Here is a 17,979-nt window from a genome sequence, read left to right as displayed (position 1 = left end):
GACACTCCCTTAGTACACAGCACCACTAACAACGAGAGCAAGACCTACAAAGATACCAAATACGAGGATACCCGCTGCCGTATTACCACGCATAATCTCTTCAGATAAATTATATTTTCGATGCCATAAATTAATAAACATATAGCCGGTTACAAACAATATAATACCTAAAATAGCATATACGATACTGGCCACAACACCGTGCAATAAAGATGTATCAGCTGTAGTCACTACAGGAGACATAATAACAGCTCGCAAAATCTCACCAATTCCGATAAATGAACCTGCTGAGAGCCATGCTACAGCACAGTTACCACGTTTAATTTCTTCACTGAATTTGCCAGGTACAAAGAAATCAATAACAGTATTAGCTGTTAACATTAGGAAAATTCCAAAGCAAGCATAAAAAATCGTCAATAATACATCAGGAATATAAATCATGATAAACCTCCTAAGATTGTTCCTTTATTTTCATAGTTAACGGTTATATGGACTAGCCGCATTATGATTATATCCGTTATAGAATTTATCGCGTCCCCCACTATCCTTTTGGCGAACCATATAGGCATAGGAATCAAGTACATGGGACTTTCGCATTGTGCCATTAATAATATCTAGATCCTCTTGTGTCAACTTTCCTGGCTCACACACCTTAACTCGGGTTTGACCGTCCGTATTTGTAATAATATAGGCGGACTTAGCATCATAGAATACAATGACTTCACGCCCCTCTTGTAGGTCATCACCTTCATTTCTAATCTCTCCGTCTAAAGATTCGATTAAATCTAAGGCTGTACTTACAGGATCTAAACTGGAAGTATATATATATTCATTCTCCGAATCCGTCTTAGTATAATACACGGATGTATCGTGCATATGCTCCTTTGCAGTGTATGGGAATCCGAATGTAGCACGTACGTCATGCCAAGACATATCGCCCTCCCAGCTAATAAGGCACATAAAAAATAATGCACCGACCCCTATAGCACTAGCAACTCCTTCAAAGCGTTTTTTCAAACGTTGATTCCGTTTCTTTTTACTAATAGCGTTAGCTGCCGTATCATTACAGAGACGAATATTCCTCAAAGGAACACGTGCCCCTTCGGCGAACATCTTCTCACCTTTAAACCAGTTTTCTTCAAAGAATACACTAGCACCGCCTTCACAAGGCAATTGATATTCCTTATAGCCAGCCCTGTCACCTACGGAAGCACCACTATCACCATCTACAGCCACAACCTTTTCTAAGCCAATTTGATGTAACGTAAAGCCCTTCGGTGCTCGTTTGCGATAGGATGTTCTAGATACAGTGCACCATTCATTATCATTGTATTCAATGGTGACCCATATATTATCAGACCCCTCAACATCCTCGAGGCCATATTCATGCCAATAATCACCAGGCGACTTTTGCATTGACGGCTTAGCTTTATAGGCCTGTTCTTGATCTGCTTTTGGAATAATCTCGTTATATTTAATTTTTTCAGTTATTACATAACGACTGCCCTGAACCTCAAGGACATCATAACAATTAAACTCCATAAATAACCTCGCTCGAATAGGCAAAATCATACGTGTCTTGCTCTATTCCCTCTCAAAAACGGAATTTAATGAAATTAAGCTTTAAAGTAACCTATCCGTTCATGAATAGTTTCATTCTTCACCTTTATGTCTTACAGACTCTTCCTCAACTATCTCTTTTAAAAGCTTAATTTCTTCTTTTGTTAATGGACGCTCTAATAAATCTGGACGTAACAACCGAGTTCTTTTAAGTGCTTCTTTTTGACGCCAAGTGGCAATGTTTTTATGATGACCACTGCGCAATACATCCGGTACAGACCAGCCTCTAAATTCAGGGGGCTTTGTATATTGAGGGCATTCTAACAGAGGTTCATAAAAAGAATCCTCTTGTGCCCCACTGGCCGCGCCTAATACACCAGGTATCATGCGAGCCACTGCATCAGTAACTACCATGGCTGGCAACTCACCACCGGTCAATACATAATCACCAATGGAAATCGTTTCATCTACAAGATGTTTCTCTACGCGATAATCTACACCTTCATAGTGACCACAAATAAGGACCACTTGATCATAGCGAGCCAATTCACGAGCCTTCTCCTGTGTAAAAGGCTGTCCTGTAGGTCCCATAAAGATAATACGACGTCGTATACTTTCATTAGGATTACCAATAAGACTCATTTCATCACACATTTCATCTGTGGTATAAGTATCATTAATATCACTATCATATTGAGCAATAACGGATTCTACGGCTTCAAAAATAGGAGGTGCCATCATGAGCATACCAGCCCCGCCACCATATGGTGTGTCGTCTACTTGACCATGCTTATTATGACTAAAATCTCGAGGATTCGTTACACCTACAGATAGACGTTTTGCCTCGATAGCTCGTTTTATGATGGAATGATTAAAAAACGCATCAAAAAACTCTGGAAATAAAGATACAATATCAATACGCATAAACCGTCCCCTGTACTTATTAACTCACATTAACTCATTAGTATTATCTATATATAGCTATATTATATACCTTTTACGATAATATACCTATATGTAGATAAAACAAAACCGCCCAAAGGATTATATCCATTCAGGCGGATCTACGATCATCAATTTATTTTCCACATCGATGTCTTTAACGACCTCTTCAATGGCTGCAAATAATTGATCTGGTTCCCCATCTTTAGAGACCACGTAGACATCATTAGCACCTGGTTGTAATACATCAGTAACTGTGCCAAGCACATTACCCATAGTATCTTGTACCTCAAGGCCAATGATATCAAAGATATAATAGCGACCTTCTGGCAATTCCACTAAATCTTCACGGCGCACTTGAATTTCTTTCTTACTCAATAATTCAGCCGTATTACGATCAGGAATTTCCTTAAAGGATGCTAATACAAATTGTTTGTGAAATCGTGCGGATGCAACGTGGTATTCTTTACCATCGATGTAACAGGCATCCATATGCATAAACCGTTCTGGAAAATCGGTTTGAGGCATAATACGAAGATCACCCCGCACGCCGTGCGGGGCGATGATAACACCTATTGTGATGAAATCGTTATGTTTCATTATTGACGAAACGCAACGATCTTACCGTCTTCTAATAGGATTTCAGCGCCCATCAAGGCATCCAAATTATCCCCGATTTTAACGGTAACTGTTTGCTCTAATGTACCTTGAGGAATTTCAGTTCCTAAAGACAACTCCTTAGCATCCTTCAATTTAGCTGTTACTTCTTCTTTGAAAGCCAAGCGTTTATTTTTTTCTTCGTCGATTTGTTGACGAATAGCAGTGAGACTTGTAGCATCAACTTTAGCTGCATCAGCCAAAATACGTTGAGCTTGGAACTCAATTGCTTCCAAATCTTTATTCACCATATCAAGACGAGTTTCAAGATCGGAAACAATTTTCGCTTTCAAGTCATCTGTTACTTTTGCTTTTACTGCTACAGGGACACGTAATGTCATTTCTTCCATTGGAATACTCCCTTTTAAACAATATCAACAGATATCTTTTTGTTCTCTTTAATAGCCGCCGCTTTCACCACAGAGCGAATCGCTTTAGCAATTCTACCTTGCTTTCCGATGACTTTACCCATATCCTCTGGGGCTACATGAAGTTCATAAACTTCCACATTACCCTTTTGGACCATGGTAACAGAAACGGCATCAGGCTGCTTCACTAATGATTTCGCAATTAATGAAATTAATTCTATCATCACAGTATGCCTCTCTATTAATTACTTTTTAGCGTCTGCAAATTTTTGCATAACGCCTTGTTTTTTGAACAAGGAGCGAACAGTGTCAGTAGGCTGAGCACCTTTAGCTAACCAAGCCAAAGCTTTTTCTTCGTCTACATTAACGATAGCTGGTTGTTTAGTAGCATCATATTGACCAATTGTGTCAACAGGACGACCTTCACGTGGAGCACGTGCGTCAGCAACTACGATACGGTAGAAAGGAGCTTTTTTAGCACCTAAACGAGTCAAACGAATTTTTAACATTGTGAAATTCACCTCCTTATACTGATGTGGATGGACAAGTTCAGCGCCCCTGCCCATGTATTACATAAACGGTAATTTAGGCATTCCAGGGAAGCCGCCCTTACCGCCACGTAAACCTTGCATGCGCTTCATCATCTTCCGCGCTTCTTCAAATTGTTTCAACAAGCGATTTACATCTTGGACCTGTGTACCAGAACCTAATGCAATACGCTTGCGGCGAGAACCATTAAGAATACTTGGATTTTCTCGCTCTGCCGCCGTCATGGATGTAATGATAGCCTCAATACGACGCACCTCTTTACTATTCAAATCAAGGTCCTTTAATTGATCCTTAATTTGTCCCATGCCTGGCAACATTCCAATAATATTTTGTAATGGCCCTAACTTTCGCACCTGGTTCATCTGTTTTAAGAAGTCATCCAAGGTGAAATTGTTTTTCGCCATTTTCTTTGCCATTTCACGAGCTTCTTCTTCATCGATGGCGCCTTGTACATTTTCAATCAATGTTTTAAAGTCGCCCAAATCGAGAATACGAGAAGCCATGCGGTCTGGATAGAATACATCAAAGCCATCCATTTTTTCGCTCACACCAGTGAACTTAATTGGCAAGCCTGTTACAGCTTTGATGGATAATGCGGCACCACCGCGCGCATCACCATCGAGTTTAGTAAGGATAACACCATCAACACCTAATTTTTCGTTAAAGGTTTGAGCGGTTGTTACTGCATCTTGACCGATCATAGAATCTACAACGAGCAGAATTTCATGAGGTCGAACAGCAGCTTTGATATTTGACAACTCATCCATGAGGACTTCGTCTATAGCCAAACGTCCTGCGGTATCGATGATAACAACATCTTTCAGCATATGCGTGCTTTGCTCTACGGCACGACGCACAATATCTACTGGATTCGCACCAGGTGTTTCATCCGCAAATACAGGAATATCAATTTGCTTACCTACAACTTGCAACTGAGTAATCGCAGCTGGACGATATACGTCGGCAGCGACAAGCATCGGACGTTTACCTTGTTTGCGTAAGTATACAGCTAGTTTACCAGCTGTTGTAGTCTTACCAGCACCTTGCAAACCAACGAGCATAATAATTGTTGGTGGCTTGCTAGAAATCATGATACGACTTTGCGTACCACCCAAGAGAGCCGTTAACTCATCATTTACGATTTTAATAACCGTTTGGGCTGGATTCAAGGATCCGAACACCTCTTCACCAAGGGCCTTTTCCTTAATGGACTTAACAAAGTCCTTTGCTACCATAAAGTTAACGTCAGCTTCTAATAAAGCTGTACGTACCTGACGCAACGCAAGATTGACATCATCTTCTGTAATTTTGCCCTTCCCTTTTAAGGATTGAAAGGCTTCTTGCAGTTTTTCTGACAAGCTATCAAATGCCATAATATCCCTCCATTTGCGCCAATACTTGTTGCACCTTGGTTTCGGCTAACACCTCTTTAGGCAATGTTGCTTTCAACTGTGAAAGCAAGCCTTCCCGTTGTTCATATTGTGCCACCAAGTGCAATTTTGATTCGTAATCATTTAAAATGTGTCGAGCACGCTGTAAGTTATCGTGTACAGCCTGTCGTGATACGCCTAATTCCTCAGCAATCTCGCCAAGGGACATATCATCTTCGTGGTGAAGTTGTAAGGACATGCGTTGCTTGTCCGTCAACAATGGCCCATAGAAATCTAAGAGCAAACTTATGAGTACTCGTTCTTCCATTTCGCCACCTCCATCACTGTCAAGTCATATTACTTTACATATGGTACATTATAAAAAAAGATGTGTCAAGTAGAAATACTTAACACACTTACTTCATTACTATAATACATATAAATCATAGTTATACAAGCTATCTCATCTCCTTGAACCAAAATCATAAACTAATTGACTACCTTAACATAATCATTCTAGACAAATTTAATTCATAATCAATGATAATTATTTCTAATTTCTACTTTTATATCTATAATAATATGCTATAATATCAATATCTAATATTTTCAATATAAAAAACAGGAGGTATTATATGAATACCAAACAATATGACATTATCGTCTTAGGTTTCGGCAAGGCTGGCAAAACATTAGCCGCAAAATTTGGCTCTATGGGCAAATCAGTAGCCATGATTGAAGAAAATCCACTAATGTACGGTGGTACATGTATTAATATCGCATGTATTCCTACTAAAACGATGATCATTGCCGCATCAAAAGGCTTATCATACGATCAAGTATTAAATCAACGTGAAGTTGTTACATCTCGCTTACGCAATAAAAACTTCGGTATGTTAGATACAAATGAACATGTCGATGTCTATACTGGGCATGGTGCATTTATTAGCAATAAAGAAATCGCTGTTACCGCTGGCAAGGATAAGATTATATTATCTGCTGACACTATCGTTATAAACACTGGTGCTGTAGCGATTAAACCTAATATTTCTGGCATTGATACAGCTACAGGTTTCTATAATAGTACAGAAATTCAACAATTACCTACTCAACCTAGTACATTAGGAGTTATCGGCGCTGGTCCTATCGGTCTTGAATTTGCAAGTCTATATGCAAAACTTGGTGCTAAGGTAACTGTATTCAACATCGAATCTAGCATCTTAAAACGTGAAGAACCTATCGTTCAAGAGCTAGCTACTGAGTACTTAACTGAACAAGGCATTACCATTCTTAATAATGTAACATTAGACTCTGTATCCAATGATGACAACAAACCAGTTATCAAAGCTAATAATCAAAACTATACATTTGATGCTGTTCTATACGCTACAGGGCGCAAAGCCAATACAGCTAATATCGGTTTAGAACATACGGACATCGTTACTAACGAACGCGGTGCCATTGTAGTTAATGATACTTGTGAAAGCTCCGTTCCTGGTGTATACGCAGTCGGCGATGTAAACGGTGGACCTCAATTCACATATGTATCTCTTGATGACTTCCGTATCGTATTTGGCACACTTACAGGCAACGGCCAGTATACCTTAAAAGATCGTAAAAATATACCTTATACTACCTTCTTAACACCTCCACTTTCTCGTGTAGGTCTTACAGAAGAAGATGCAATCAACCAAGGATATACTGTTAAAACGAAAGAAATGCTCGTAGCTACCATGCCTAGAGCACATGTAAACGACTATTTAAAAGGTGCTTTTAAAATTGTTGTAGATGCGGATAACGACTTAATCCTGGGCGCAACACTCTATTCCCAAGGCGCAGAAGAATTGATCAACTTAATTAAAATGGCTATGGATAATAACATTCCATATACATATTTCAAAAATCAAATCTTCACACACCCTACAATGGCAGAAAATTTAAACGATCTTTGTAATTTCTAATAGCTTAATAGCTAATACAAGCACTAACTATAAAATAATAACCTAACACAAAAGCCTTTAGACGCTAAACTAATTTAGCATCTAAAGGCTTTTGTATGTATTGAAAAGGCAGTTATATAAGTGTATTAGGTCATTATAAATATATTAGATTATTATAGATATTTTACCATTATCTGCCTAAAACATTATATAAATTAATTTTTAGTAAACAATCTGCGTACTATCGTTTGTAATTTAGGTGTTAATATAATTGCTACTACAATGCCTGCGGCACTTGTAATCAAGGAGTATTGAATTTTGCTAGCCGCAACGACCGCACTTTCAAGAACGAACCACCACGCAAGGAAGTAGCCTAAAGCTGTCCAAATAGCACCAATAATAAGGGCTACTAAAATACGACCAAAGGATGCCGTTGGTTTTGTAATAGAGGGTGGCAAATAGCCTGCAGTCATACCACCTACGATAAGTCCTGCAATGCCTTTAATAAAGAAAGAGAATACGATATACTGCGTATGACCACCAAAGAGATCAAATAGTGCAGATCCAATTGCCGCACCTAAGCCGCCATATAATCCACCAAAGAGGATAGATGTTGTAAAGAGTGCAGCAGATCCTAAATGAACCATAGCGCCACCTGGTATTTCAATGCGAATTGTAGTAGCCACTGCACATAACGCGGCAATAAAACCAATATAGACAATGTCTCGAGTACTTAATTTCATAATCATGAACCTCTCTTTTAAATCAATCACTATATTCAGTATAACAAATCATAAGCCGTCTAAAAACACCATTATCATAGGAATTAAATATCCATTTCACGTCTCAATACAAGATATAAATATATACTTAGCTATATGTCTGTAGATATAATAAAGCACCTATACCTCTGTATAGGTGCTTTATAGTATTCAATTATATGTATAATCTTAAATTTTAGCTCGTTTCAAACGAAGTGAATTACTTACAACTGTAACAGAGCTAAATGCCATCGCTGTACCAGCAATCATAGGATTTAACGCACCAATAGCGGCCAAAGGAATGCCAATACAGTTAAAGATCAATGCCCAGAATAGGTTTTGTTTAATGTTGGTCATTGTCTTACGGCTAAGTCGTACTGCTTGTACCAAGGTATGTAAATCATTTCGTACAAGAACGATATCCGCCGCCTCTACCGCAATATCGGTACCACTACCGATGGCAAAACCAATATCTGCTGTAACAAGAGCCGGAGCATCATTGATACCGTCACCAACCATCCCCACTACAAGACCTTTATCTTGCAATTCTTTTACCTTGCTAGCCTTATCTTGAGGCAATACTTCAGCTATAACATGAGAGATACCCGCTTGTTTAGCAATATATTGAGCAGTTCGACGATTATCACCAGTAAGCATCCATACATCAATACCTTGAGCATGTAACTCTTTTACAACCTCGATAGTTTCTGGACGTAATTCGTCTTCTACAGCCCACAAAGCACTAACAACGCCATCTACAGCTAGAACAGATACGGAAGCACCTTGTTCTTCAAAGCGTAAAATATCTTCTTGAACCGCCGTTAAATCATAACCTAGTTCATTCATCCAACGACTGTGCCCAAGTTGTACGGATACGCCTTGGTATGCACCTTGTAACCCTTTACCTGGTACATCAGCAAAACTTTCAAGTTCAACAGCTTTACCTTTATAGCCATGATCTTCACCATAGTAAACCATGGCCTTTGCAATCGGATGAGATGTACCACTTTCAAGAGCCATCATAATAGACATATTAGTACTTTCATCACCATTATAATTTTTAAAAGCCGTCACATCCAATACACCCTGTGTAAGGGTACCGGTTTTATCCATAACAATGGCATCGAGTTTACCCGCTTTTTCAAGATATTCTGCACTCTTGATGAGCACACCGTGTTCCGCACCAAGTCCAGACCCAACCATGATAGATGTTGGTGTAGCAAGGCCAAGCGCACAAGGACATGCGATAACCAGTACCGCTGTTGCATTAATGAGAGCAACGTTAATAGAATCTCCCATAATGAAGTACCACACAAGACCTGTCAAAACAGCAAGGCCAATAACGGTCGGTACAAAATATTGAGCCACGATATCTGCAATACGTTGAATACTAGCCTTGGAGGTTTGTGCCTCTTCTACAACCTTGATAATTTGAGACAACATCGTATCGGAACCGATACGCTTGGCTTCCATGGTAAAAGCACCACTTAGGTTTATAGTAGCACCAATAACTTCAGAACCAACTTGTTTTTCTACCGGTAAGCTTTCACCGGTCAGCATAGCCTCATCTACTGTGGAATATCCCTCAGTAATCGTGCCATCAACAGGGATCTTTTCACCTGCACGAACTTGTAAAATATCACCGGCTACCACCTTAGATGTAGGGATATCAATAAATTCTCCATCACGCAACACATGAGCCGTTGCAGGTTGTAAGGCAATCAATTTTTGAAGTGCTTCGGAGGTACGCCCTTTTGCAATCTCTTCTAAGAGTTTACCAAGAAGGATAAAAGTAATGAGCCACGCAGAGGTTTCAAAATATATTCCATGAGGGCCTAATTCAGGGTGAAATTGCCAGTTATAGATACTGAATAGATAAGCTACCGTCGTGCCCATTACAACGAGCACATCCATCGTAAGCGCCCCATTTTTCACTGCACTCCAGGCGCTCTTATAGAACATGAGACCAGGACCGAACTGAGCAATAGTAGCAAGAACAAACTCTACCCATACAGGCAATGCCTGAATACCAAATCGATGTAAGGTCATATTAATCATCATCGGTACCGCCATACAGGCGGCAATAATAAGGCGTGTAATATGAGGTTTTAAGTTAACCTTTTCTATTTCTTGCTTTGTTTCGTCTGCTTCTGCAGCACCAAAACCAATATTTGTAATGGCATCAATAATCTGTTGTGAATCTATAGTAGCGCCATCTTTATATTCAACGCTCCCCTTTCTAGTTAAGAGGTTGACCTTAACAGATTCTACGCCATCAACTTTAGAAACGACATTTTCAACGCGTTTTACACAGGCTGCACAGTGCATACCTGTAATATCAAATTCTTGTTTTTTTACGCTCATATTCACAGGCCTTTCTACTCTGTAGATATATCTTATCTTACAACTTACTATATTATTACAAATTCGTACTATATTTTGTATTTATGTACTTAAATATACGTCTAAACATCTATCTATAAAAAGCTATATATCCTATTGTAAATAAAATAGCAATAAACACGTTCACTAAGAATGTTTCAATATATTCTAAAACTTCAATATATGAACATATTACATGACTAACTACTCATATATCTACATTTAATAATAACATAAATTCTCATTACGTCAATATCCTACCAAATATAGAGGCTATTTCTTTTTTATAAGGGAATTAACCGCTTTTACCTATACATAGCCTTCATAAATAGATTATAATAAAGTGATGATGAATAAACATAAACTTTGATTCCAAAGGAGGTGAATATATGTCTGAATCAGTAAGCCCTACAGTGGAATTTACTTCGGTAGCAAAGGAATTTCGCCATGAATATGTTGTTGAAAAATCACGGTTTATAACAACAGTATATCCTTGCAAGACTGAAGAGGAAGCCCAAACCTTTATAAGCCGCATCAATAAAGAATTCTGGGATGCGCGCCATAACTGCACAGCCTATACATTAGGCCCACAGCAAGAACAACAACGATCTTCCGATAATGGAGAACCATCAGGCACAGCAGGTAAACCAATGCTAGAAGTACTCAAAAAGACTGGTATTACCAATGTAGCCGTCGTCGTAACACGTTATTTTGGAGGCATTAAATTGGGCGCTGGTGGCTTGATTCGGGCCTATTCACACTCCGTTGCGGAAACCTTACGTCTTGCGCCTAAAGAACTACATACAACACGAACTCGGCTACAAGCAAAGATTGACTATTCACTGTATGGAGCAGTAGAAAGATATGTACAGGATGAAAAATTACACTATGAAGCAAGCTTTGGTGAATATGTAGACATTACAATCCTAATACCACCTACTGATGTAGAGCGCATACAAAAAGAGCTCCAAGACATAAGTCATGGAGCTGCTACTTGTAATGTATTAGATTCTATTGAGGTGGTACTACCACTAGATAAATAATCTAGTTAGTAGATTCCAAACTTTTAATTGCCGTTATTAACTAAACCGGCTATACCTTGACCGAGTTCACGACGTTTTTCCTTAGTCATAGGATAAGGCCATACTCGTTCTAATTGTTTTTTCCGGCTAATTTTATTACGAGCCGTCATTAATCTACGTGCTTCCCAATTACGAATTGCTCGACTTAATGTTCTTTTTACCACGCCCATAGTAGTACCTACTTTCTTAACTATTGTTATATATCAAAATTTGTGATAAGTATAGAAAGATAATTTAAAACTTAATTTACTTTCTATTACTTTGTTGAATTTAGTATATATAGCATTTTATTAAATGTGAAATGACCGTTACTTAGTTCGTTATAATTTTTATTTATCATATTATGTGTATAATAGGGAGATTCTATGGATACATCTTACTACCACAATTTTATTACCCTTGTTCAAACGGGCAATATGACACAGGCCGCAGAGATTCTTCATATTACACAACCAGCGTTAAGTAAGCAGTTGAAATATTTAGAGGCTGAATTTGGGGCTCAATTAATCAACATTAAACGCGGCCAACGAGGATCAAACTTGCAATTAACAGATGCTGGTAAAATCTTCTATGAAAAAGCACAACAACTTTGCTCTATTGAAGAATCTACATATAATGCTGTACAACAATTGAATTCACGCATTGAAGGTACTTTACGCATTGCGACGTCTGCATCTCGTTCAACGCCAATCGTACAGCAATATTTACCAGCTTTTTCCATGAAATATCCATCTGTCCATTTTGAAATTTATGAAGGACTTATGACAAATGTAGTGACCCAACTCATCAACGGTAGCGCCGAATTAGGTATCGCCAATATTCAAATGGTAGATATCGATAAATTCGATATTCTGCTTACCCAAGAAGAGCATTTATACGCTATTTTCCGCCGTGATGTATTCTGGACAGATCGTGAGCATGATACCATCACGTGGGAAGACATAAAAAAATGTCCTCTATCCCTTTCTGGTGGCTCTGTCCGAATGATTATGCAATCTAGCTTAACAGATATGGAGCAACTTAATGCGGTAGCTATCACCACAACTAAAAGCTCAGCTATTGAGTGGGCCTCTTCTGGACGTACAGTTTCTTTAGTCCCAATGGACGCTAAGGAACTCATCAATCATCGCAAAATGGCCCGCATCAAATTACCAGAATTCTCGGGGGATTTCAAAAAAGCTTTTATCACACTTAAAGGCCATGCACTTTCCCCAGTAGCACAGCAATTTATTGACTTCTACAAAGCATATGTATAATCATAATTATACATATTATTACCATACTATGACATTAACAGTCTATATAATTGGCATCTATGTAATTATAGACCCCAATTCAATACATAAGAAAAGACCTAGTACTAAATGTACTAGGTCTTTTTGTATCATATCCTATATAACGACAATTCTTATGGTTGTTTAAGCTCGCCGTATATATGATTCTGTTATACTTGATGAACAGCACCTACAATATCAGTGATGCTGTTAAGATTATATTGTTCTACATATTCGCTCATTTCACGGGCAATACGTGAAATTGCTGTTGGATCTACCATCGTAGCTGTACCAACTTGAACGGCTTGCGCCCCTGCCATCATAAATTCGATAGCATCTGTGCCAGTCATGATACCACCAAGACCAATAATAGGAATAGTTACCCCTTTATAAACTTGGTGCACCATGCGAAGAGCCACGGGTTTTACGGCTGGGCCGGATAATCCACCATAAGTGTTCCCCAATACAGGCTTGCGACGGTGAATATCTATAGCCATGCCCAACAAGGTATTAATTAGACTTACTCCATTACCACCGCCTGCTTCAACAGCCTTTGCGATTTCTACAATGTCTGTTACATTTGGTGAAAGCTTAACGATAACAGGTTTATCCGTTACCTTACGAACCGCTTTAGTTACCGATTCAACAACCTTTGGATCTACACCAAAAGCAATGCCTTCACATTCTACATTTGGGCAAGATACGTTGACTTCTAACCCTGCAATGCCATCTACAGATAATGTCTCTGCCATCCAAGCAAACTCATCAATTGTGCCCGCAGACATATTCGCTAGCAATGGTACATCATATTTCTTAAGCTCTGGTAGAATTTCTCTAACAAAATGTTCAGCTCCAGGATTTTCAAGGCCAATGCAGTTCAATACGCCAGATGGTGTTTCTGCAATACGAGTTCCAGGGTTTCCGTGACGCCCCTTAGGTGTTAAACCTTTTACGGAGATAGCTCCTATCTCATTGCTAAGATCTAAATACCCAGCATACTCAGGGCCATTGCCAAAGGTGCCAGATGCGGCGATAATAGGATTTTTCATCTTAATCCCGCAATAATCAATGGCAAGCTTTGGATTTGGCGTAACGGTGTTATTTAAATCGCGTTCATGCATTAAAAGAACACCTCCTCAGCGGGGAATACAGGACCATCCTTACAAACTTTATAGCGTTTACCTTCTGCACCATCACAAGCACAGCCTAAACAACCTCCAGTACCACAGCCCATACGCTCCTCAAGAGAAACTTGGCAAGGCACATTCAGTTCTTTAGCCACTTGAGCTACGCCTTTCATCATCGGCGTAGGACCACAAGTCATGACAGAAGTAAAGGAATTAGCATTAATTAGGTCAGGCATAATAGCCGTAGGGAAACCTTTTGTGCCCACACTACCATCATCAGTAGTGATGTGGACTTGAACAGGTGTATCTTTAAATAAATCTGCCCAGAAGGTTTCGCTTTCATTTCTAAAGCCCAAAATAACTTGTGCTTCTTCACCTTCTTTCAAATGAGATGCGATACATAGCATCGGTGCAATACCAACGCCACCGCCAATGAGAAGCATATTATTAGATGTTACAAACGGTTCGCCCAAAGGGCCTAAACAATCTAATGTATCGCCAGGTACGAGATGTGTCATAATCTCAGTCCCCTTACCTACGACGCGATACAAAAGGGTAATCGTACCCTTTCGGGCATCAAATCCAGCATAGCTAATAGGGCGGCGCAATAATGGCGCCGTAGAGTCCGCTACGCGAACATTACAAAACTGTCCTACCTTTGCTTCTACTGCTTGTTTTGGTGCGTGAATATCCATAATCCACACATCAGAGCCTATTTGCTCATTGCGAACGACTTCGCCCTGTTCTACATAGCCACTCATGGTTATTACTCCAATTCAAAATCTTGTAACGCTTCTACAGAGTAGTTAGCATCATCTTTACGATTCGCCACAACACGCAATACTTCCCGTGCTGTATCAAGACTTGTTAAGCAAGGTGTACCCATTTCTACAGCGAGACGACGTAATTGGAAGCCTTCGCGTTCAGGACGTTTACCTGCAGTCAATGTATTAAGTACAAGATCGACCTTGTCTTGACGAATGTGGTCAGCACAGTTGTCATCCCCTTCAGAGATTTTATTAACCACCTTACAATCAACACCGTGTTCGATAAAGTATTTACCTGTACCACCAGTTGCTTCAATATGATAACCAAGATCGATGAACCCTTTTGCAAGTTCACAAGCTTCTGCTTTATCACGGTCTGCTACTGTCATGAGAATTGTACCATCCTCTGGAATACGCATGTTTGCACCATTGATAGCTTTGAATAAAGCTTCAGAATATGTACGACCAATCCCCATAACTTCGCCAGTAGATTTCATTTCAGGTCCAAGGGCGATTTCCACAAGCCCCATTTTGGAGAAGGAGAATACAGGTGCTTTTACAGCTACATAAGGTTTATTAGGTACAAGACCAAGTGGCAAGCCCAAATCTTTTAAGCTTTCACCAAGGGCAATGCGTGTTGCACATTCTACCATATTGATACCTGTAACCTTAGAAATGAACGGTACAGTACGGCTAGAACGGGGGTTAACTTCGATTACGTTAAGTTCACCATCAGCCACGATATATTGAATATTAAGTACACCTTTAACATTAAGGCCTACTGCAATACGACGTGTATAATCAACGATTTGATCAATCAATTCTTGACTCAAATGTTGAGCTGGATAAACGGCCATGGAGTCACCAGAGTGAACACCGGCGCGTTCGATTTGTTCCATAATACCAGGGATACATACATCGGTACCATCGGAAATAGCGTCAACCTCTACCTCCATACCAACCATATAACGGTCGATAAGAACAGGATGCTCCTTAGATGCTACTACGGCTTCCTTCATGTATACATCAAGCTCTTTATCGTTGTATACGATTTCCATCGCACGACCGCCCAATACATAAGAAGGGCGAACGATTAATGGGTATTTCAACTTTTTAGCTGCTTCTTGTGCTTCTTCATCAGAGGTTACCAGAGCACCTACTGGGCGAGGAATACCAAGTTTCGCCAACAATTCATCAAAGCGTTCACGGTCTTCCGCCATATCGATGCTATCTACGGATGTACCGAGGATTTTGACGCCACGTTCTGCCAATGGGCCTGCCAAATTGATAGCCGTTTGACCACCAAATTGAGCAATGACGCCCGCTGGCTGTTCTTTATTGATGATTTCCATAACATCGTCCACAGTCAATGGCTCAAAGTATAAAGAGTCAGAAATATCAAAGTCTGTAGACACTGTTTCTGGGTTGTTATTAATCATAATAGATTGGTAACCCGCTTTACGAAGGGCCCAAGAGGAATGTACGGAACAGTAATCGAACTCTACACCTTGACCGATACGAATCGGACCGGAACCAAGTACCACTACGGATTTTTCGCCTAGTGGTTTAACTTCGTCTTCTTGTGCATACGCACTGTAATAATAAGGTGTTTTAGATTCAAATTCAGCTGCGCAAGTATCTACGTATTTATATGTTGGAAGAATATTCCATTCTTTACGTTTTGCACGAACATCTTCTACAGTTGTATTAGCATAACGAGCGATAATGGAATCAGTGAAGGAATAACGTTTTGCTTTGCGCAATACATCCTCTGTTAAACCTTGCTCAGCCAATGCTTTTTCCACAGTAACAATGTTTTTGATTTTTTCAATAAAGAATGTATCAATTTTTGTAATATAGTGAATTTTTTCTACACTGATTCCCTTGCGAAGTGCTTCTGCTACAACATAGATACGTTCATCATCTACTAAATGTAAACGTTCGATCAATTGTTCCATAGACTCATGAGCGATTTTCTTAAGCTCAATATGGTCTAAACCGATCTCCAAGGAACGAATTGCTTTTAACAAAGACCCTTCTAAAGAGCGGTCGATAGCCATAACTTCACCAGTAGCCTTCATTTGTGTGCCCAAGGTACGATCTGCTAAGTTGAATTTTTCAAAAGGCCAGCGTGGAAACTTAGTTACTACATAGTCAAGAGTCGGCTCAAAGCATGCTTTAGTTTCACCGGTTACAGCATTTGTAATTTGATCCAATGTCATGCCTACTGCAATTTTTGCTGCTACCTTCGCAATTGGGTACCCAGTTGCTTTAGATGCCAATGCAGAGGAACGAGATACGCGAGGGTTTACTTCGATAACAATATATTCGTTGCTATTTGGATTCAAAGCGTATTGTACGTTACAACCGCCTTCGATTTTTAAATAACGGATAATCTCTACAGATGCGGTACGCAGCATTTGGTATTGAATATCGTTCAAGGTTTGGCTTGGTGCCACAACGATAGAATCCCCAGTATGCACACCAACAGGGTCAATATTTTCCATATTACATACGATGATGCAGTTATCTGCACTATCGCGCATTACTTCGTATTCAATCTCTTTCCAGCCTGCAACGGAACGTTCTGCTAGAATTTGGTGAATTGGTGAAAGTTTCAAACCACGACGTGTGATTTCATACATTTCATCTTCATTATGGGCAATACCTCCACCAGTACCGCCTAATGTGTATGCAGGACGGATGATAATAGGATACCCAATACGATTAGCAAAGGCTACTGCTTCTTCAAGATCGTTAAAGATATCGGATTCAGGGACCGGTTGGTTGATTTCCTTCATCGCTTCTTTGAAGAGTTCACGGTCTTCGGCTTGTTTAATGGCTTCAAGAGTTGTACCAAGAAGTTTTACACCATATTCTTCTAATACGCCAGCTTCAGACAATTGTACCGCCATATTAAGACCTACTTGACCACCTAATGTAGCCAACAAGCCCCAAGGGCGTTCTTTTTTTATAACTTCTGTTACGAATTCAAGACTAATCGGTTCTACATATACGCGGTCTGCAATATCTGTATCAGTCATAATAGTAGCAGGGTTGGAGTTAACTAATACTACTTTATAACCCTCTTCTCGAAGGGAACGGCATGCTTGTGTACCAGCATAATCAAACTCTGCAGCTTGACCGATAATAATTGGACCAGAACCAATTACAAGTACTTTTTTTGCTTCTGAGGTCAT

The 17,979-nt window shown here is 39.6% G+C and carries 18 protein-coding genes; 3 read left to right on the top strand and 15 right to left on the bottom strand.

Annotated features, from left to right (window positions below):
- Positions 1-9 precede the first annotated feature (9 nt).
- The 9 genes from ACMKPP_RS00540 to ylxM form a co-directional block, all read right to left on the bottom strand.
- On the bottom strand, positions 10-441 hold the full coding sequence (locus tag ACMKPP_RS00540; RefSeq protein ID WP_418369139.1) for a DUF350 domain-containing protein: 432 nt from the start codon (positions 439-441) through the stop codon (positions 10-12).
- Positions 442-477: 36 nt separating this feature from the next.
- Entirely contained in the window at positions 478-1,542 is a 1,065-nt protein-coding gene (locus tag ACMKPP_RS00535) for a hypothetical protein (protein WP_004695575.1), read from the bottom strand.
- Positions 1,543-1,653: 111 nt separating this feature from the next.
- A complete protein-coding gene (gene trmD / locus ACMKPP_RS00530; protein ID WP_418369138.1) occupies positions 1,654-2,484 on the bottom strand; it encodes a tRNA (guanosine(37)-N1)-methyltransferase TrmD in 831 nt (276 codons plus the stop codon).
- Positions 2,485-2,604: 120 nt separating this feature from the next.
- Entirely contained in the window at positions 2,605-3,102 is a 498-nt protein-coding gene (gene rimM / locus ACMKPP_RS00525) for a ribosome maturation factor RimM (protein ID WP_105087063.1), read from the bottom strand.
- Positions 3,102-3,509, bottom strand: coding sequence for a YlqD family protein (locus ACMKPP_RS00520; RefSeq protein WP_004695569.1), 408 nt, complete (start codon positions 3,507-3,509; stop codon positions 3,102-3,104). The genes rimM and ACMKPP_RS00520 overlap by 1 nt, the downstream gene beginning before the upstream one ends.
- Positions 3,510-3,523: 14 nt before the next feature.
- Positions 3,524-3,751 carry a KH domain-containing protein gene (locus ACMKPP_RS00515; RefSeq protein WP_004695567.1) on the bottom strand — a complete coding sequence of 76 codons (228 nt, stop codon included), beginning with the start codon at positions 3,749-3,751 and terminating at the stop codon, positions 3,524-3,526.
- 21 nt (positions 3,752-3,772) lie between these two features.
- Positions 3,773-4,036 (bottom strand): 30S ribosomal protein S16, encoded by a 264-nt coding sequence (gene rpsP, locus ACMKPP_RS00510; protein ID WP_004695565.1) that lies wholly within the window; start codon positions 4,034-4,036, stop codon positions 3,773-3,775.
- Positions 4,037-4,096: 60 nt separating this feature from the next.
- Positions 4,097-5,449: a signal recognition particle protein gene (gene ffh, locus ACMKPP_RS00505; protein WP_008603414.1), complete on the bottom strand. Its 1,353-nt coding sequence runs from the start codon at positions 5,447-5,449 to the stop codon at positions 4,097-4,099.
- Entirely contained in the window at positions 5,439-5,774 is a 336-nt protein-coding gene (gene ylxM, locus ACMKPP_RS00500; RefSeq protein ID WP_004695559.1) for a YlxM family DNA-binding protein, read from the bottom strand. The genes ffh and ylxM overlap by 11 nt, the downstream gene beginning before the upstream one ends.
- A 307-nt stretch (positions 5,775-6,081) precedes the next feature.
- Between ylxM and ACMKPP_RS00495 the strand changes: the two genes are divergently transcribed.
- On the top strand, positions 6,082-7,407 hold the full coding sequence (locus tag ACMKPP_RS00495) for an FAD-containing oxidoreductase (protein ID WP_008603415.1): 1,326 nt from the start codon (positions 6,082-6,084) through the stop codon (positions 7,405-7,407).
- Between the two features lie 194 nt (positions 7,408-7,601).
- Here ACMKPP_RS00495 and ACMKPP_RS00490 read toward each other — a convergent pair whose 3' ends face one another.
- Together ACMKPP_RS00490 and ACMKPP_RS00485 are read right to left on the bottom strand one after the other, a co-directional pair.
- Entirely contained in the window at positions 7,602-8,129 is a 528-nt protein-coding gene (locus ACMKPP_RS00490; RefSeq protein WP_024060993.1) for an ECF transporter S component, read from the bottom strand.
- A 207-nt stretch (positions 8,130-8,336) separates the two neighbouring features.
- Positions 8,337-10,511: a heavy metal translocating P-type ATPase gene (locus tag ACMKPP_RS00485; protein ID WP_038150564.1), complete on the bottom strand. Its 2,175-nt coding sequence runs from the start codon at positions 10,509-10,511 to the stop codon at positions 8,337-8,339.
- A 407-nt stretch (positions 10,512-10,918) separates the two neighbouring features.
- Between ACMKPP_RS00485 and ACMKPP_RS00480 the strand changes: the two genes are divergently transcribed.
- Positions 10,919-11,572, top strand: coding sequence for a YigZ family protein (locus tag ACMKPP_RS00480; protein WP_004698470.1), 654 nt, complete (start codon positions 10,919-10,921; stop codon positions 11,570-11,572).
- A 23-nt stretch (positions 11,573-11,595) separates the two neighbouring features.
- On the opposite strand, the gene ACMKPP_RS00475 is transcribed toward ACMKPP_RS00480, so the two are convergent.
- A complete protein-coding gene (locus tag ACMKPP_RS00475) occupies positions 11,596-11,781 on the bottom strand; it encodes a hypothetical protein (protein WP_004698441.1) in 186 nt (61 codons plus the stop codon).
- A 195-nt stretch (positions 11,782-11,976) separates the two neighbouring features.
- Here ACMKPP_RS00475 and ACMKPP_RS00470 point away from each other — a divergent pair, with 195 nt between their 5' ends.
- The gene (locus tag ACMKPP_RS00470; RefSeq protein WP_004695545.1) at positions 11,977-12,867 is read left to right on the top strand and encodes a LysR family transcriptional regulator; all 891 of its coding nucleotides are present in this window, start codon (positions 11,977-11,979) and stop codon (positions 12,865-12,867) included.
- A 188-nt stretch (positions 12,868-13,055) separates the two neighbouring features.
- Here the strand turns inward: ACMKPP_RS00470 and ACMKPP_RS00465 are convergent, their stop codons facing one another.
- Genes ACMKPP_RS00465 through carB form a run of 3 tightly spaced genes read right to left on the bottom strand, consistent with a single transcriptional unit; the run spans position 13,056 to position 17,979 of the window.
- Positions 13,056-14,006 carry a dihydroorotate dehydrogenase gene (locus ACMKPP_RS00465; protein ID WP_302943501.1) on the bottom strand — a complete coding sequence of 317 codons (951 nt, stop codon included), beginning with the start codon at positions 14,004-14,006 and terminating at the stop codon, positions 13,056-13,058.
- Positions 14,006-14,773 carry a dihydroorotate dehydrogenase electron transfer subunit gene (locus tag ACMKPP_RS00460; RefSeq protein ID WP_004698480.1) on the bottom strand — a complete coding sequence of 256 codons (768 nt, stop codon included), beginning with the start codon at positions 14,771-14,773 and terminating at the stop codon, positions 14,006-14,008. Before ACMKPP_RS00460 ends, ACMKPP_RS00465 begins: the two co-directional genes overlap by 1 nt.
- A gap of 5 nt (positions 14,774-14,778) precedes the next feature.
- Positions 14,779-17,979, bottom strand: coding sequence for a carbamoyl-phosphate synthase large subunit (carB, locus tag ACMKPP_RS00455; RefSeq protein ID WP_418369137.1), 3,201 nt, complete (start codon positions 17,977-17,979; stop codon positions 14,779-14,781).

The organism is Veillonella parvula (assembly GCF_048309325.1).
Taxonomy (GTDB): domain Bacteria; phylum Bacillota; class Negativicutes; order Veillonellales; family Veillonellaceae; genus Veillonella; species Veillonella parvula_T.
This window is presented reverse-complemented; position numbering and strand designations above follow the sequence as displayed.

Coding starts and splice junctions, on each gene's coding strand:
- ACMKPP_RS00465 (WP_302943501.1), bottom strand. CDS start 14,006: ATGCATGAACGCGATTTAAATAACACCGTTACGCCAAATCCAAAGCTT.
- ACMKPP_RS00460 (WP_004698480.1), bottom strand. CDS start 14,773: ATGAGTGGCTATGTAGAACAGGGCGAAGTCGTTCGCAATGAGCAAATA.
- ACMKPP_RS00480 (WP_004698470.1), top strand. CDS start 10,919: ATGTCTGAATCAGTAAGCCCTACAGTGGAATTTACTTCGGTAGCAAAG.
- rimM (WP_105087063.1), bottom strand. CDS start 3,102: ATGAAACATAACGATTTCATCACAATAGGTGTTATCATCGCCCCGCAC.
- ACMKPP_RS00470 (WP_004695545.1), top strand. CDS start 11,977: ATGGATACATCTTACTACCACAATTTTATTACCCTTGTTCAAACGGGC.
- ACMKPP_RS00520 (WP_004695569.1), bottom strand. CDS start 3,509: ATGGAAGAAATGACATTACGTGTCCCTGTAGCAGTAAAAGCAAAAGTA.
- carB (WP_418369137.1), bottom strand. CDS start 17,979: ATGACCTCAGAAGCAAAAAAAGTACTTGTAATTGGTTCTGGTCCAATT.
- ACMKPP_RS00495 (WP_008603415.1), top strand. CDS start 6,082: ATGAATACCAAACAATATGACATTATCGTCTTAGGTTTCGGCAAGGCT.
- ACMKPP_RS00475 (WP_004698441.1), bottom strand. CDS start 11,781: ATGGGCGTGGTAAAAAGAACATTAAGTCGAGCAATTCGTAATTGGGAA.
- ACMKPP_RS00540 (WP_418369139.1), bottom strand. CDS start 441: ATGATTTATATTCCTGATGTATTATTGACGATTTTTTATGCTTGCTTT.
- ACMKPP_RS00490 (WP_024060993.1), bottom strand. CDS start 8,129: ATGAAATTAAGTACTCGAGACATTGTCTATATTGGTTTTATTGCCGCG.
- ACMKPP_RS00535 (WP_004695575.1), bottom strand. CDS start 1,542: ATGGAGTTTAATTGTTATGATGTCCTTGAGGTTCAGGGCAGTCGTTAT.
- ACMKPP_RS00485 (WP_038150564.1), bottom strand. CDS start 10,511: ATGAGCGTAAAAAAACAAGAATTTGATATTACAGGTATGCACTGTGCA.
- trmD (WP_418369138.1), bottom strand. CDS start 2,484: ATGCGTATTGATATTGTATCTTTATTTCCAGAGTTTTTTGATGCGTTT.
- ylxM (WP_004695559.1), bottom strand. CDS start 5,774: ATGGAAGAACGAGTACTCATAAGTTTGCTCTTAGATTTCTATGGGCCA.
- rpsP (WP_004695565.1), bottom strand. CDS start 4,036: ATGTTAAAAATTCGTTTGACTCGTTTAGGTGCTAAAAAAGCTCCTTTC.
- ffh (WP_008603414.1), bottom strand. CDS start 5,449: ATGGCATTTGATAGCTTGTCAGAAAAACTGCAAGAAGCCTTTCAATCC.
- ACMKPP_RS00515 (WP_004695567.1), bottom strand. CDS start 3,751: ATGATAGAATTAATTTCATTAATTGCGAAATCATTAGTGAAGCAGCCT.